The sequence below is a fragment of the Capnocytophaga stomatis genome, from assembly GCF_002302635.1.
Classification (GTDB): domain Bacteria; phylum Bacteroidota; class Bacteroidia; order Flavobacteriales; family Flavobacteriaceae; genus Capnocytophaga; species Capnocytophaga stomatis.
Genome location: NZ_CP022387.1, coordinates 1,393,058 through 1,408,424, shown reverse-complemented (window position 1 = coordinate 1,408,424; position 15,367 = coordinate 1,393,058). Strand labels below are relative to the sequence as shown.

Below are 15,367 nucleotides of genomic sequence, written 5' to 3'. Positions count from 1 at the left end.
AGGATTTTATTTTTCAGAATGTAAACCGATTTTATTGCCTTCAGTGTCCAAAAATAAGGCGAAATATCCCATTTCAGGACTGATTTCCGTTTTTGGTAGCAGGATTTTTCCTCCGCTGGGTTCAATACGCTCTAAAACAGGTTGTAAATCCGTTTCAGTGTTGAAATAAACCATCGTTCCGTTAGCGGAAGGTTGCACGTTTTCGTCTTTTATTAGACAGATGTTGGTACTTTCTTCTTCGGTTAGAAATATTCCCATCAGTGTGCCGTCCATATCCATTTTTTCAATATTTATTCCTAAAACCGAACTGTAAAAAGTTACTGCCCTTTCAAAATCAATCACTGGGATTTCTACTATTGAAATTAAATGTTTCATAAATACTAATTTTATTGTTTTAAAAATGCAAAATTAGCGGGTTTGTCATTATTAAAATTGTACAAATGCGACAAAATAGGTGATTTTATATAAAAAGAATCATTCAGTAAAGAGAAATAATAGATTCTTTTCAAGCTATGAAAAGCAACAAACTGAACTATTTATGGAGTTTTTTTCAGAAAAATCACTCTTGGGCGTACATTATTGAGGCTACTTCCATAGATGTATCTTTCCAAAAGGTTTTTGGACTGATGCCTGTAAACTCTTTAAAATCTCGAATAAAATGAGCTTGGTCGTAATAATTGGCATCGTAGGCGATGTGGTAGAGTTTCTCGGTGGGTTGGTTAAGTAGTTTACGCAGAGCAGTTTGCAATCTGATAATTTTCCCTAACTGCTTGGGACTAAGCCCAATTTGTTGGGTAAACTTACGCTGAAGTTGGCGTTTATTCTCCAATGTTGATGTACTTTCCAGGTGGTTTCCTTTCGTGGCTATAAGCACATCGATGGTATTTTTCACAATATAATCAACAGTTTCTTTTTGGTTAAGTTTCTCAAAAAGAAGTCTTTCGATGATGGCAATACGTTCTTGGGTGTCGCTGGCTTGATTTATTTGCTGAGTGGCATCTTGAGAGAAATCGTCATCAAAAACTTCGTTTAGCGGTAGCACTTTGTCTGTCAATTCTTTAATTGGTTTGTTGATGAGATTGGCAAGACCATAAGGAAGAAACCTTACAGCAAAAGTATCTACATTTCCAGTAGGTTCAAAGAAAAAAGGTTTTATCGGATGTCCCAAAATCATAGCCCGAGGCTGTAGCGTATAACCTTCCTCATCGGTGTATGATTTAACATCATCAGCAAGATGAAAAATCATTTCGATGTATCCGTCGGCAATGGCACGTTGCTTTTCGGGATTGGGTTCGGCGGGAACTTCCAATATCCAATAACATTTTACAAAGTCGGACAAATCAGGGTGTGGAGCAAATGTTTGGTAATTCATTGTGAATATTTGTTTATTGCAAAATTATACGGAAAAAATATAGCCACTTTTGTTAGTAGCTACATTGTTATATTTTTAAAGACTTCCGTTTTCCATTTTTTTCAGCGTTTCCGTTACTGTATCTTTAAGCTCTTGCTCATAGTCTACTTTATTTTTGTTGAGTAACTGAAGTGCTTTTCGTTGCATTTCAATGGCTTTTTCTCGGTTGCCTGTAAAATAAAGCAGGTGTGCATAAGTATCTAAATAATAAGGATTTTCATTTTCAAGTTCCAAAGAAGTTTTTGACCATTGTAAGGCTTTCTCCAGAAGTTTTTTATCCGATTTGTGTTCTTCAACTATTTTCCAAGCAACGTTGTTACAATCATTGGCGAAATTACTTTTGTAATATACCCAATTTTCGTATTCTTTCCTCTTGCTTTGAGAATACATCTTGTCGAGAGAGAGAATGATGTGAGAAGCATCGGCAGAGGTCATCATTTGATAGTATTCTTCAAAAAAGATTAAATATTGTTCAGGATAGAATTCTTCCAAGAATGCCTTAAAATCTTCGTAATCAAACAGGTTATTTTTTCTGCCTTCCACGTACGCTGATTTCACTTCATTACGAAGTTCCGGTGAATCTTCAGCAATTTTATCCAAAACGAATGTAAGATTATAACCTTGAATGTTAATTATTTTTGAATAGGTGTAATCAATTACCTCCATTTTTGACAAATTTTCGTTATAAGTTCGTATTTCGTCATTGAATTTGATTAAATATCGAACAGCATCCAAATCTGCCTTGTTGGTTTTTCTCTCTGTGTTAAATAGTTTTGAGTGATAATCCACACTATAATACAAGTCATACGATTCGTAATTTTTACTTAGCAAAACTGCGAACGGAACCGCCAATTGCTTGTCTTTTTTGTGAGCATCCATTACCTTTTTCCATAGCTTGTCTGTTTGCTCAGGCGTGGTTTTGAATTTGTACAAACTTTTGATGTTTTTCAAATTTTCAAAATAGTAATCCCAATCTTGCGATGCTGTTTGCTCATCGCTATTTTTTTTCTCTTTATAAAGATAAGGGGCAATGGTGCTTGATGTCAAAATTTTGGAGAAAATACCTTCTATTTCTGAGATTGTAGCTTTTTTATTGCCAAAAACATCATCGATTTTCTTTGCCAAAAAAGTACCTTCCAGAACGGAAATGAACGGACTTCCTGTGTAAATATTATTTTTGATATTGCTCGTTGTGATTGGTTCGTGATACAGTATTTCGCCGTTATCATCCAAACAAATAAACTGATTTTCTGTTTTGATATTCTTCTTTTTGAACCATTTCTCGTCCTTTTTGTCCGCAAAATAAAAGTCGGCTACATCGTATTTTGCAAAATCATATTCGGAATAATAGCTCAAATCCGATTCGTATTGTGCAATTAGCTCATCAAATTCTCGTTTAGCTTCTTCGGTATTTTCGGGCTGATAGAAAACAAAAAGTAACTTATTGTGCTTTTTTACAGATTTCAGAGCGTCAGCCAGATTGTTTTTAATATCAAGTTTCACTCTTGTTTCAACAGAAGTACTAAGAGAATCTGATTTGAATTCATCTTCCTCAAAATAAACCAAATGCTCCCAATTTTGAACCTTATCGGTGGAAGTTTTCTTTATGTTTGTTTCGTCATCGTGTCGTGATTTTTTTCCGAAAGAAGTGATGCCTCCGTCATACAAATCGCTTATTTCAATGCTTTGTTGCTTGTCGTCATATTTTCCTACAATTTTCGGGGTAGTTCTGTAAAGTCCTAAAAAACTGAAAAATACATCAACGGAAGAAACGTCCTTTTTGATAGGAAATTTCTCAATTATCACATTTTTTGATTTCTCCGGAATAAGTGTCGATACGGCATTAACCAAGTACAGATTTTCCGTTTTTGGAATTTCAAAAGTGGCTAAGGAATAAATAGTTTCGTGATTTTCGGTACGGATTGCTTCTTTTGTTTCTTCTTTGGAAGAAATCATATTATGCAAATTTTCGTACTTTACTTGCTTGTTTTCATCTTCATACCCGATGTACAAAAACTTCAGTTCAGTATTTTCATAATTTGATTTTAGGTTTATTTTCAACGTTTTTTTATTTCCTTTTTCATTTTCTTTAACTATGAAGTTGGAAATGTTATCGAACATAAAATCAATGCTATTGTCTTTCCCTAATTCGTATTTTCCTGAGAGTAAAACAATATCAAAGGTTTTATCTTCGTTCATTTTCAGGATTAAATCTTCAGTAAGTGATTTGGCATAATACGCTCCCTGAATGTTTTTAGTTTGTGCAATTGCCCCGAAAGACATTACAACACATAATGATGCGAATAACTTTTTCATAAAATGATTTCTTTAGATTGACAAAGCTAAGTAAAAATACATAAACAGCAAAAATTTCCTTAAGAGTTGAAAAATAAAAAAAGAAGTTATGAAACTTCATAACTTCTGAAACAGCACAGTTTTATAATTTTTCCATTTTTAATATCTTAATGATCCGAAAAGGCTTTCCTCCTCTTCCGCAGAGATAATGAAAATCGGTATGCAGATAATGTACTTTTACTTTCAAGCTATTTACCTTGAATTTTTCGTCAAAATTATCCATCGCAAAAGTACTTTCATCTATTTTGATAAGCCAACCGCAACCATCTACTGCGGGGCTTCCCCAATCGGTGATTTCTCCTTGTGCTATAAGTGTATCTTTGGGAAACACTTCGTCTTCTTTCTTGCAGCATCCCGTTACTACCAGCAACAGCAATGCTAATAATGTTATTGGTTTCATACTTTTATGAATTTAAAAATCAATGCCGTAAAGTTACAACATCAAAATATAAAAGTCAATAGGTATAAAACAAAAGCCCGAACAATAGTACTACTGTTCGGGTTTTTATGTTTATTTATAGCTTTCCTTTTTTTTAAAGCTTCTCTAATTTGTATGTTCCTGCTTTGTTTTCTTCGTCAAGCGAAATAGTAATATTGTAATTTCCTGCGTTTGATTTGATATTTTTACCGCCTGAGGAAAGTTTTCCATTTTGTTCGGGAGCAGGTTCAACAGCGGAGTCTGCACCATAGCTTGTATCCCATTTGTTGTTCAATCGGAATTTGATTTGTCCATCTTTAAGAGCTACATTTTCGGCTTTCCAACTGTTAGTGCTTCCTTCATAAGAAAGTTTGATATCAGTGCCCTTATCAGCATCCCAACCATTGGCTCCGTCACCCACAATTCCCCAAGAGTACTCTTCAATGCTGTATGTTTTAGCATCTACATTCAAAAGAATTCTGTATGTACCTGCTGTTACTTTTATGTTGGCACCTCCGTCAGAAAGACTTCCATTGGCACCTCCTAAATTAACGTCCCATTTATTATTTTTACGGAATTTTATCTCTCCATCTTTCAAAGTAACATAAGCTACATATTGAGTATCATCACCTACCAATTTCCAGAAAGATGTATCAGGTCCGTCCCAACCATTAGGTGCGGCACTTCCTACAACACCCCATTCTGTAGGAGCGATAAGGTCTTTGTAAGCAATTACTTTTAGTTTTTTTTCTGTAAAATCTATGTAATAGTTTGAACCTAACTTTCTTTTTACAGCTACTGAAATTTCAGTTTCTTCATTTGCCTTAGCATTGATTTCAGTCACTATTTTGTTCAATTGTGCAACGGTAAATACAGCAGGTGATTCCGAAGCCGTTCTGGCTACTGATTTCTTGCCATTGGTAAATTCAATTTCGTATATTGGTTTGGCTACATTTACATTCAAAGGTGTGCTTTCCCACGAAACTGTTAATGCGGTTTCTTCTTTTTTATCCTTATCTAAAGTAACACTTTCAGCAGAAAGGGTTGTCGTTACCTTTGCGTTACCGTCATAAGTGACTTTTTCTTCTTTTTCGCAGCTTACTAACGTCAGTGTCAGTAAACTCATAAGGTATATTATTTTTTTCATCTTTCTAATCGTTTTTAAGTTCAGGTTCTTCGGGCTTTAAGCTCAAAAAACCTGAACTTTGAATTATTTTAATATCCGGAATTTTGTTTTAAAACTCCGTTTGAACTCAAGATAATGTTTGTTGGTATAGGATACAGATTTCTGTACGTATCTACTCCTGTTCCGTTTGCTACACCTCCTTTAAATGGCCATACATAAGCTGATGAAGTGAAAAGCCCATAGCGGATAAGGTCAGTACGTCTGAATCCTTCCCAGTAAAGCTCTCTTGAACGTTCATCAAGCACATTTTCAGTTGTTAAGCTTGATAAGGCACTTACTCCTGCACGAGTGCGAAGTGCATTTACATATTGCAAAGCATTTGCCTGATTTGTAGCTTTACGGGTAGCAGCTTCGGCATAATTCAAGTAGATTTCACCCAAACGGATAAGTGCCACATCGGTATCCACAAACTGCCCTCCTGGGTCTTTTCCGGGTTTGTTTGTCGAAGTCAAGTTTTTGAATTTCATCACGGCGTATCCTTCTTTAAAGTCCGAAACATTCCCAATTTCGTACTTCTGCCCTTCCGTAAAGAACATTGCCCTCCTGTCTGTCCAACTTGTTGGCGGATTGCCTGTTCCTGAGAATTTTTCAACCAATGCCTTTGTAGTACGAATACCTGCCCAAGCACCTCCACTTACACCAAAATCGGTCAAACTCATTTTCCCTCCAATAGATGCGTGAACCAAGAACGTACTTCCTGCCCACGTTTGCGAATTAACTCCATCAAAATTGGCAGTAAAAATATTTTCATTTTGTGCTCCGTTAGTGTCATTATCCGCTAAGAACAAATGTGAGTAATTGTTATGCAAAGCATATCCTGAATTGATTACTTTTTCGCTATACGTGATACAATCAGCATAACGTTCTGTTCCTGTATATACCTCAGCATTCAAGTACAAACGCGAAAGCAATGCCCAAGCTGCCACTACATCAACACGCCCGTATTCGTTGCTTTTTGCAGGTTTTAATTCGCTTTCAATGGCTTTAAGTTCACTTTCGATAAACTCAAAAACTTCCTTACGAGTGTTTTGCTTGGTAAGTTTTTCCTGAACCTCAGTGAGGATAGGCACATCACCAAACAAATCCATCAAGTGATAATACGCATACGCTCTGATGAAACGTGCTTCGGCTACGCCATATTTTTTCATTTCTTCGTTGGAACTGTTCTCGTTATTGGCAATAAACGCATTAGCAAATGAAACGACTTGTGCTAATCGGTAGTACATTGCCTCGATAATTCCGTTGGAAGAAGACCAATTCATATTGTGAAAATCAGGCACTCCGGGGTCAGACCACGCCACGATAGCATTATCAGTTGGCAATTCCTGCATATAGAACAACAAACGTGTAAACTGTGAAGTTCCCTCATCAATTCCTTGAATGTCAGCTGCTCCGGCAGGCCCTTGTTGCCCAGTCAAAGCCAGTGAGGCATACACCTTTGCCAAAGCCTGCTTGGCATATTCAGGATTGGTTTGTACCGAACTTGAGTTAATGCTATCAGGGTCGATAGATGGGTCTTGGTCGAGGTCTTTCATACAGCCACTCAGCGTTAAAGCCAGCGCAAGACCAAAAATTTTATATGTGCTAAATTTTTTCATCTTCTAAAAATTAATTTTTTGTTTAGAAATTTACATTCATACCCAATAAATAGGTTCTCGGACGTGGATATACGTTGTTGTCAATACCTCCAAATACTTCGGGATCTAAACCTTTATAGTTGGTAAGTGTCAAAACATTTTGTACTGTTCCGTACACGCGAATGCCGTATTTGTCTTTCGGGAAGTTATATCCCAAAGTAACGTTATCAATCTTGAAGAAAGAACCATCGTGCAAGTACATATCACTAAGTAGGGTTTCAGTAGTTCGTTTTGAAAGTAGGGTATCGTAATAGGTTGCAATGGTATTACGAAGGATATTGTCGCTGTAAACTCTATCCAAAGAAGCGTTAGCAGACGACACGTTGTCATACACATAGTTTCCTAAACTGGCACGAGTAGCGATATTCAAATCCCAGTTTTTGTAATTCAAATTGGTGGTAAGCCCCATTGTAACATCAGCATATGGTGATTTGCCCATATAGCGGTCGTCTTCCGTGATTTTGCCGTCGTTATTTCTGTCCACATACGCTCCTTCAATAGGGAATCCCTTATTGTCATATACTTGTTGATATAGGAAGAAAGTGTAAGGTGCGTAACCTTCTTGGTGGCGTTGTACCGTGTTTCCTGTTCCTCCACCGATGCCCCCTACGTTTTGCAAATTCGTAAGGTGTGTAATTTTATTATCGTTGTAAGCAATGTTGTAGCTCAATGTCCAATTAATATCATCAGTGCGGACAGGCACTACGTTTACTAAAAACTCAATACCTTTATTTTCCATATCACCAATGTTGCTTGAAATACGGCTTCCGTAGTTAGTAAACGGAGCTACGTTGCTCTCAGCGATGAGGTCTTTGGTAAGTTTTCGATATACATCAATACTACCCGAAACGCGGTTTTGCCAGAAACCATAGTCAATCCCTGCATTAAGCGTGTTACCTATTTCCCAACGCAGATTTTTATTCAAACTTTCGGGACGGGCAGTTGGTACAAATTGGTTTCCGAACTGATAGTAAGCCCCTTGATTGATACTTCCTACATAACGAGTAAGGAACAGATAGTCGCCCAAACCGTTTACATTACCTACTTCTCCGTATCCTAAACGCAGTTTTAGTTCGTTAACATTTTCGCTTTCTTTTAGGAAAGATTCATTTTTAGCATTCCAAGCCAACGCCACAGAAGGGAAGTAGCCCCAGCGGTCGTCTGGATTTAACTTAGAAGAGGCATCGGCACGAAGCGTTGCAGTGAGCATATAACGATTATCGAAACTGTAATTAGCTCTACCAAAGAAAGATAACAATACATTTCGGCTTTTATCAATCACAGGAATAACTACATTATCTTTTCCTTTGAAAAACTGTGTTTGGTTTGAATCGTTAGTAAATTCAAATTTTTGATATGAATGCCCCGCCATAAACGAAATGGAATGTTTTCCTAAGTCTTTCACGTAGTTAGCGTACGCATCAAAAAGCATATTAACAGCTTTATTTCCGTAGATGGTTGTAACTCCGTTAAAATCGGTTGAAGAGTTTGGCATTTTAGGGTCGGTAATATCTTTTCCGTTACTTTCTGTGATATCAACTCCTGCATTTACGGTTGCTGTAATATCCTTGAAGAAAGGCAATGTATAATCCACTTTAAGATTTGAAATCAAACGCTTCACATCGGCGGTATTGTTTCTCAAATTCAGCAATGCCATTGGATTGACAGGAGCTGTGTTACTTTGTGAACCACTGCTGGCATCAAGCCAAGAAAAATATCCGTCGTATTTATCAGAATTTGTACGAACCGATTGTGTAGGGTCAAATTCAATTGCCGAACCGATAGCACCTTTTTCAGCAAAGCGATTTTTTACGTAAGAACCGGAAACATTCAATTCTGTTTTCAATGAATTATCAAAGAATCGTGGAGTTAATGAAAGTTTGGCAGTTCCACGTTGGAATTTATCTGTTTTCAAAACTCCATCAGCATAAGTGTGCCCCAATGAAAGGCGATACGGAATTGAAGCCAAATTTCCTGAAATACCCACAGTAGTGTTACTTGTCGGGGCTAATTGGTAGATTTCTTTCTGCCAGTTGGTTGAAGCATTCCCTAAAATAGCTTTTTGAGTTGCGGTTCCGGTTTTATTAACCAAATTGCGGAATTCATCAGCTGAAAGTAAATTCACATAGTCAGAAACTTCTGCAATAGAAATACTTGAATTCAAGACAACCTGCGTTTCTTGATTGACTTTTCCTTTTTTGGTAGTAATCATAATCACCCCATTGGCAGCACGTGAACCGTAAATAGCTGTTGACGAAGCATCTTTCAGCACTGTCATACTTTCAATATCATCAGGATTGATATCATTCAAGATGTTTCTGGCTCCTCCGATAGCTCCGTCATTCATCGGAACACCGTCAACCACCACAAGCGGATTGGAATTCAGCGTCAATGACCCCGTACCACGCACACGGATGTTTTGCCCATCACCAGGAGCACCACCACCCGAAGTGATTTGCACACCAGCAACCTTACCTTGCAGCAAATCTCCGGCAGAAAGGTTTTGCCCTTTGTTAAAATCTTTGGTGGTTACCAAATTTACAGACCCTGTAAGGTCTTTCTTTCTGGCAACACCATATCCAATAACTACAACGTCCTCAAGTTGTTGTGTGTCTTCTTGTAAATTAATATCAATAGTTTGGTTTTCGTTTTTTACCAAAACTTCTTGATTTTTAAAGCCAATATAGGAGAATACTAACGTTTGTCCCTTTTCGGCTTTAAGCTCATACATACCGTCAAAATCTGTGGCTGTTCCGTGTGTAGTTCCTTTCACAACGATGCTCACCCCCGGCAGAGGGTCACCCGTAGCCGCATCTTTGACTGTCCCTTTTACGATTTGTTGGGCATATAACCCTACAGAAACGAAAAGAAACAAAAGCAAAGTACATACATTTGATGCTTTCATAAAGAATTTCTTAACAATTAAACAAAATACTATAACAATTCTACTTCTCGGTTGTAAAAATACGACTTTTTTTATTCCGAAAAATTTCCGCTCGAAACAAATCGAAACGAAAACGATGTAGTGTGGATAACTTTTGGCTTTTTTAACGTATTGTGCAGATATTTTTTGAATTGTTAAAGTTGATATTTTGGGTTTAAATTACCTTACTTTTGTACTTCTGATAGAAAAAAGTATCTTTGCGACTCTAATCAAAATTAAATTTCAATGAATAAATACATTTTTGCGGCATTCCTTTTGGGAGCTTTTGTTTTCTCAAATGCTCAAAACAAATCGTATTGGCAACAACAAGCCGATTATGAAATGGAAATTGATATGAATGTTAAGAATTTTCAGTACAAAGGAAAGCAAAAACTCACCTACACAAACAACTCTCCTGATACGCTGAATGTTGTTTTTTATCATTTGTTTCTGAATGCTTTTCAGCCGGGAAGCGAAATGGATGCACGCTTGCAATCCATTCCCGACCCTGACCGCCGAATGGCAACAAACGTAGGCACAAAGGAGAAACCCATTTACGAAAGCCGAATTAAAAATTTAAAACCTGACGAAATAGGCTACATAAAGGTAAAATCACTAACGCAAGACGGAAAATCACTTCGTTACAAAACCGAAGGCACAATTCTGAAAGTGGATTTGGACAAACCCATTTTACCGAATTCAAAAACTGTTTTTGAAATGGATTTTGATGCTCAGGTGCCGGTAATGATTCGTCGCACAGGGAGAAATAGCAACGATGGCGTGGCTCTTTCTATGGCTCAATGGTATCCTAAAATGGCTGCTTATGACACACGAGGCTGGCACGCTAATGAGTACATCGCTCGTGAATTTTACGGTGTATGGGGGAATTTTGATGTAAAAATTACCATTGATAAAAATTATATCCTTGGAGGAACAGGCGTTTTACAAAATAATAATGAAATTGGATTCAGGTATGAAAATGAAGGAGTGAAAGTTTCTAAAAGTAAAGGAAAAACTAAAACGTGGCATTTTGTTGCCAAAAATGTGCACGATTTTACTTGGGCTGCCGACCCTGAATTTCAGCACGACAAAATTGCTTTAAAGGACGGAAAAACATTCCATTTTCTGTACAAGAAACATTCGGAAAATTGGAAAAAAATGCAACCCGTTTTGGTTAAAGTTTTTGACTTCTTCAACACGCTCATTGGGAAGTATCCTTGGGAGCAATATGCTTTCATTCAGGGAGGTGACGGCGGAATGGAATACGCTATGTGTACATTGGTTGCAGGAGGGGAGAAGTATGATTCTGTTTTGGGAACATCAATTCACGAACTTGCTCACGCTTGGTTTCAGCATTTGCTGGCTACCGATGAGGCTTCATATGCTTGGATGGATGAAGGCTTTACTTCATTCATTGAAGATTTGGCAATGCATTTGGTTGTAAATCCTGGCTCGAAAGAACCTCCTTTCCGAGGAGCTTATGAAAGCTATTACAGATTAGTAGCATCAGGATTGGAAGAACCAGCCTCAACACACGCCGACCGTTTTAACACGAATTTTGCTTATTCCGTAATGGCTTATAGCAAAGGAACTTTGTTCTTGACACAGTTAGGTTATATCATTGGTGACCAAAATGTTATAAAATCATTGAAACAATTCTATAAAGATTTTGCATTTAAAAATCCTTCGCCAAATGATTTTATCCGAGTTGCGGAAAAAGTATCAGGAATGCAGTTGCAATGGTTCTTGAATGAATTCATAAGTACTACAAATACTGCCGATTATGCAATTGAAAAAGTAATTTCTAAAGGAAATAAAACAGAAATAACCTTGCGTCGTGTGGGTAGATTGCCTTTACCTGTGGATTTGTTTGTGATTGAAAAAAGTAAAAAGATACATTACTATCACATTCCGTTGCGAATGGCTTTCGGCAAGAAGGAAAATCCTTATAAGTCGTATGAACAGCAAGTGTTGTCGTCTTGGGGCTGGGGGCATTTGACTTATACGTTTGAGGTTGATTTGCCTTTAAGCGAAATAAAATCAGTTGCTATCGACCCTGATAATGTTTCGGTAGATATCAACAAGGAAAATAATATTTTCAACAATTAAAAAACAGAAATTGAAAAACGTAGATTATTCTTTTCCAAAATCGGAAAGGTTACGTAAGTTAAAATACATCCAGCAGTTATTTTCTGAGGGGAAAAGCGTTCAAAGTTATCCCTTGAAGATGATTTATTGCCCTATTGAAAGCGACTTAGAATCTCAATTTCAGGTGCTTGTCAGTGTTCCGAAAAGAGGTTTTAAAAGAGCTGTACATCGCAATCGTATTAAACGCCTTATTCGGGAAAGTTATCGTTTACAGAAACATTTTTTAGGTGAAATTACTTGCGAAAAATATGCTTTGGCGATTATTTTTATAGGAAAAGAAATTCCTGATTATGATTTGATTTTCAGAAAGGTAATGCGTTGTTTCGAAAAGTTTGGAGAAGAAATAAAAACACAATGAAAATAGAAAAGTCCGCTTGAATTAGCGGACTTTTTTCTTATCCAAAAATTTCTTCAAATCGGAATGTTTCATTTAATCTCACACCTACTTCGGTACGTTTTAATGTACAAATTTCGTGATGAGCGTCGTGTTCTAAAAATAAATAATACTCATTTTCAACAGCTTTCTTAAGGAAAATGTCTTTCTCTTCCAACGTAAGCAGCGGACGAGTATCGTATCCCATTACGTACGGCAACGGAATGTGTCCCACAGTTGGCAGCAAATCGGCAACAAAAACAAGTGTTTTTCCTTTGTAACGAATATGCGGAAGCATCTGTTTTTCAGTATGTCCGTCAACAAACAGAATGTCAAAACCTAATTCGCTATTCTCTAAAAAAGTTTTTCCTTGATTATCAATAAAATGCAATTGACCACTTTCCTGCATTGGCAAAATATTTTCTTTAAGGAAAGAAGCCTTTTCACGGGCATTGGGTTGGGTTGCCCATTGCCAATGCTTTTCGTTTGTCCAGAAACGTGCGTTTTTGAAAGCAGGTTCGTAGCCCGTTCGGTCTTTATTCCATTGAATTGAACCTCCGCAATGGTCAAAATGCAAGTGCGTCATAAAAACGTCCGTAATATCATCACGATGGAATCCCGCTTTTTGTAGTGAATCATCTAAATTGGCATTTCCCCAAAGAGCGTAGTACCCGAAAAATTTATCCGATTGTTTATTTCCCATCCCCGTATCAATCAAAATCAGTCTGTTACCATCTTCAATGAGCATACATCGGGCAGACAATTCAATTTGATTGTTGGCATCTGCCGGATTGGTTCTCTGCCAAATAGTTTTAGGAACAACACCAAACATTGCTCCTCCGTCAAGTTTGAAATTTACGGTTTCAATAGGATAAATTTTCATAGTTGTAGTTTTAAATCTGATATGTTTTTATTTTAATAAAGAAGCAATAACTTCAGGAAAGTGTTTGTATTCAAGCTGATGTATTTTTTCGGCGAGAGAATCGGGAGTGTCGTTTTCCGAAACGGTTGTTTTTGCCTGAAAAATAATAGCTCCTTCATCGTAATTTTCATTTACATAATGAATTGTAATGCCGCTTTCTGTTTCTTTATTTTCAATAACTGCCTGATGCACAAAGCTTCCGTACATTCCTTTTCCGCCGTATTTAGGTAATAATGACGGATGAATATTAACAATTTTGTTTGGAAACTTCTCGATGATATTCTCCGGAAACTTCCAAAGGAATCCTGCCAAAATAATCAAATCAGGTTTTTGACTTTTTACGATATCAAGCACCACTTCCGAATGATAAAATGCTTGTCGGTCAAAAACAATAGAAGGAATTTGCAGACGTTTGGCTCTTTCCAAAACTCCGGCTTTGGGATTATTTGAAAGGATTAAACTTACTTCAACTTCGTCATTTTCTTTGAAATAAGTAGCTATTCGTTCGGCATTGCTTCCTGAACCTGAGGCAAAAATTATTATTTTTCTCATAGAATTTTATTAAAAAACAGTAATCAACTTATTTAAACCGATTTGTTTAACATCAAATGTAGTTTACTAAAGCACAAATGTATAAAAAGATATTAACAAAAGGCAAAACTATTCGTAAAATAAGAAGATATTATCTATATTTGCGAGGTTATAAAGAATCGTATTGTTATGCCAAGGATATATTACAGAAATAGAAGGATATACGGTGAACCACTTAAAAATGAGAAGATTACGCTGGATGTATTTGCTAAAATATTAGCAAGTGCTTCTTTCATTCCTGAAGATGCACTACATATTTTCAAACTTCCTCAAAAATATTCTATTCTACCTTGGAAAAAAGACGATAAGGGCTTTAAATACGCCGTTGTATGGAATCAGGATAAGCCTCATAGCACTGCCGAATACGGTGATTTTTACTTGCCCAAAGCAATTGTCTTTTTTGATGTGAAAGACGCTTATTTTCCGTCGGAGTATTTCTTCATTGTGAATATTGATAATCAGTTGGAAATAAGCCACTGCCGAGCGGGAGCAGATACTTCGTGGTATCAGCAGCCTGAATTACGTCGGGAAGTTACAGACCCCAAACTCGTCAAACGCATTGAAAAATCAGTTACAGAATTACAACAAATTTTGGGTATTCTTCCGAAAAAATAACAGAGATTGAACGCCTCTTTCATCTCTTCCCACTAATAATTTTCAGGTCGGTATCGCCATAACATCGTATATTGCCCCACAGCCATTTGATTTGAAGCCTCTTTGGCTCGTTGTGCCACTTCACCCTCAAACATTTTGTCAATAGTTTCGTGCCAAAGGCTTACCCACTGATTAAAATGCTCTTGAGTGATGCCATAATTCAAATTTTTATCCACTTCAATATGCTTAAGTGACGGACTTCCTTTGAATTTTTGAACGCCAAAGAGAATGGTTTCCCAAAAATCGGTTAGTTTTTCCAAGTGAGCAGGCCATTGTTCCTCCGCAATGTGACTGTTAAAAATAGGTCCCAATAGGTCGTGCTTGCGTATTTGAACATAGAATGCTTTTACCAATTTGTTTACATCTTCCCTTGTTTCAATCTCCTTCATACATTTTTATTTTTCAGATTGTTTAACGACTTCTTCAACCCTTGAAATCGTATCTTGCTTGGAAAGAGTCAGACGTACTATACTATCTTCCAGAGCTTTTAAATCGTGAGGAACATTTCCTTCCAATGCGATGATAGCTCCCTTTTTCATTGTATGAACAGTTCCGGCAACACCAAAATCAATGGTTCCTTCCAAAATATGAACTACAATCGGGAACTTCGTTTGATGTTCCTTCATTATTTGTCCTTCGGACATTGCAATACGGATTTCTTTTGAGAAATCAGACTCTAAAACTACTTGCGTATTTATCTTTTCTTGTGAAAAAACAAGATTTTCACTAAATGAACTTAACTTCATAAT

14 protein-coding genes are annotated in these 15,367 nt (G+C 36.9%); 3 read left to right on the top strand and 11 right to left on the bottom strand.

All coding sequences use genetic code 11. The annotated features are described in order from the left end of the window. Positions 1–6: 6 nt before the first annotated feature. The 7 genes from CGC58_RS06370 to CGC58_RS06340 all read right to left on the bottom strand — a co-directional run bounded on the left by CGC58_RS06370 (position 7) and on the right by CGC58_RS06340 (position 9,912). The gene (locus CGC58_RS06370; RefSeq protein WP_095895931.1) at positions 7–375 is read right to left on the bottom strand and encodes a VOC family protein; all 369 of its coding nucleotides are present in this window, start codon (positions 373–375) and stop codon (positions 7–9) included. 184 nt (positions 376–559) lie between these two features. Continuing rightward, positions 560–1,372: an AraC family transcriptional regulator gene (locus tag CGC58_RS06365; protein WP_095895929.1), complete on the bottom strand. Its 813-nt coding sequence runs from the start codon at positions 1,370–1,372 to the stop codon at positions 560–562. Positions 1,373–1,447: 75 nt separating this feature from the next. Further along, on the bottom strand, positions 1,448–3,727 hold the full coding sequence (locus tag CGC58_RS06360) for a hypothetical protein (protein ID WP_157909218.1): 2,280 nt from the start codon (positions 3,725–3,727) through the stop codon (positions 1,448–1,450). A gap of 121 nt (positions 3,728–3,848) precedes the next feature. Beyond that, positions 3,849–4,166 (bottom strand): hypothetical protein, encoded by a 318-nt coding sequence (locus CGC58_RS06355; RefSeq protein WP_095895925.1) that lies wholly within the window; start codon positions 4,164–4,166, stop codon positions 3,849–3,851. 133 nt (positions 4,167–4,299) lie between these two features. Beyond that, entirely contained in the window at positions 4,300–5,331 is a 1,032-nt protein-coding gene (locus CGC58_RS06350; RefSeq protein ID WP_095895922.1) for a SusE domain-containing protein, read from the bottom strand. 68 nt (positions 5,332–5,399) lie between these two features. After that, positions 5,400–6,968: a RagB/SusD family nutrient uptake outer membrane protein gene (locus tag CGC58_RS06345; protein WP_095895919.1), complete on the bottom strand. Its 1,569-nt coding sequence runs from the start codon at positions 6,966–6,968 to the stop codon at positions 5,400–5,402. Positions 6,969–6,990: 22 nt separating this feature from the next. Beyond that, complete coding sequence (locus tag CGC58_RS06340) at positions 6,991–9,912, bottom strand: SusC/RagA family TonB-linked outer membrane protein (RefSeq protein WP_095895918.1); 2,922 nt, start codon at positions 9,910–9,912, stop codon at positions 6,991–6,993. 264 nt (positions 9,913–10,176) lie between these two features. Between CGC58_RS06340 and CGC58_RS06335 the strand changes: the two genes are divergently transcribed. Then, on the top strand, positions 10,177–12,039 hold the full coding sequence (locus CGC58_RS06335) for a M1 family metallopeptidase (protein ID WP_095895915.1): 1,863 nt from the start codon (positions 10,177–10,179) through the stop codon (positions 12,037–12,039). 10 nt (positions 12,040–12,049) lie between these two features. After that, positions 12,050–12,436 carry a ribonuclease P protein component gene (gene rnpA / locus CGC58_RS06330; RefSeq protein WP_095895913.1) on the top strand — a complete coding sequence of 129 codons (387 nt, stop codon included), beginning with the start codon at positions 12,050–12,052 and terminating at the stop codon, positions 12,434–12,436. A 37-nt stretch (positions 12,437–12,473) separates the two neighbouring features. Here the strand turns inward: rnpA and CGC58_RS06325 are convergent, their stop codons facing one another. Both CGC58_RS06325 and purN read right to left on the bottom strand, forming a co-directional pair. Continuing rightward, entirely contained in the window at positions 12,474–13,334 is an 861-nt protein-coding gene (locus CGC58_RS06325) for an MBL fold metallo-hydrolase (RefSeq protein WP_095895911.1), read from the bottom strand. 27 nt (positions 13,335–13,361) lie between these two features. Then, the gene (gene purN, locus CGC58_RS06320) at positions 13,362–13,925 is read right to left on the bottom strand and encodes a phosphoribosylglycinamide formyltransferase (RefSeq protein WP_095895910.1); all 564 of its coding nucleotides are present in this window, start codon (positions 13,923–13,925) and stop codon (positions 13,362–13,364) included. 168 nt (positions 13,926–14,093) lie between these two features. On the opposite strand from purN, the gene CGC58_RS06315 reads away from it, so the two are divergent. Continuing rightward, positions 14,094–14,579 carry a hypothetical protein gene (locus CGC58_RS06315; RefSeq protein WP_095895908.1) on the top strand — a complete coding sequence of 162 codons (486 nt, stop codon included), beginning with the start codon at positions 14,094–14,096 and terminating at the stop codon, positions 14,577–14,579. A 32-nt stretch (positions 14,580–14,611) separates the two neighbouring features. Here CGC58_RS06315 and CGC58_RS06310 read toward each other — a convergent pair whose 3' ends face one another. Continuing rightward, a complete protein-coding gene (locus CGC58_RS06310; RefSeq protein WP_095895906.1) occupies positions 14,612–15,007 on the bottom strand; it encodes a group III truncated hemoglobin in 396 nt (131 codons plus the stop codon). A gap of 6 nt (positions 15,008–15,013) precedes the next feature. Then, the gene (locus tag CGC58_RS06305) at positions 15,014–15,364 is read right to left on the bottom strand and encodes a cupin domain-containing protein (protein ID WP_095895904.1); all 351 of its coding nucleotides are present in this window, start codon (positions 15,362–15,364) and stop codon (positions 15,014–15,016) included. Positions 15,365–15,367 lie beyond the last annotated feature (3 nt).

What these genes read in the sequence shown, in the direction of transcription:
- CGC58_RS06370 (WP_095895931.1), bottom strand. Translation starts at nt 375, where the DNA reads ATGAAACATTTAATTTCAATAGTAGAAATCCCAGTGATTGATTTTGAA.
- CGC58_RS06365 (WP_095895929.1), bottom strand. Translation starts at nt 1,372, where the DNA reads ATGAATTACCAAACATTTGCTCCACACCCTGATTTGTCCGACTTTGTA.
- CGC58_RS06360 (WP_157909218.1), bottom strand. Translation starts at nt 3,727, where the DNA reads ATGAAAAAGTTATTCGCATCATTATGTGTTGTAATGTCTTTCGGGGCA.
- CGC58_RS06355 (WP_095895925.1), bottom strand. Translation starts at nt 4,166, where the DNA reads ATGAAACCAATAACATTATTAGCATTGCTGTTGCTGGTAGTAACGGGA.
- CGC58_RS06350 (WP_095895922.1), bottom strand. Translation starts at nt 5,331, where the DNA reads ATGAAAAAAATAATATACCTTATGAGTTTACTGACACTGACGTTAGTA.
- CGC58_RS06345 (WP_095895919.1), bottom strand. Translation starts at nt 6,968, where the DNA reads ATGAAAAAATTTAGCACATATAAAATTTTTGGTCTTGCGCTGGCTTTA.
- CGC58_RS06340 (WP_095895918.1), bottom strand. Translation starts at nt 9,912, where the DNA reads ATGAAAGCATCAAATGTATGTACTTTGCTTTTGTTTCTTTTCGTTTCT.
- CGC58_RS06335 (WP_095895915.1), top strand. Translation starts at nt 10,177, where the DNA reads ATGAATAAATACATTTTTGCGGCATTCCTTTTGGGAGCTTTTGTTTTC.
- CGC58_RS06325 (WP_095895911.1), bottom strand. Translation starts at nt 13,334, where the DNA reads ATGAAAATTTATCCTATTGAAACCGTAAATTTCAAACTTGACGGAGGA.
- purN (WP_095895910.1), bottom strand. Translation starts at nt 13,925, where the DNA reads ATGAGAAAAATAATAATTTTTGCCTCAGGTTCAGGAAGCAATGCCGAA.
- CGC58_RS06315 (WP_095895908.1), top strand. Translation starts at nt 14,094, where the DNA reads ATGCCAAGGATATATTACAGAAATAGAAGGATATACGGTGAACCACTT.
- CGC58_RS06310 (WP_095895906.1), bottom strand. Translation starts at nt 15,007, where the DNA reads ATGAAGGAGATTGAAACAAGGGAAGATGTAAACAAATTGGTAAAAGCA.
- CGC58_RS06305 (WP_095895904.1), bottom strand. Translation starts at nt 15,364, where the DNA reads ATGAAGTTAAGTTCATTTAGTGAAAATCTTGTTTTTTCACAAGAAAAG.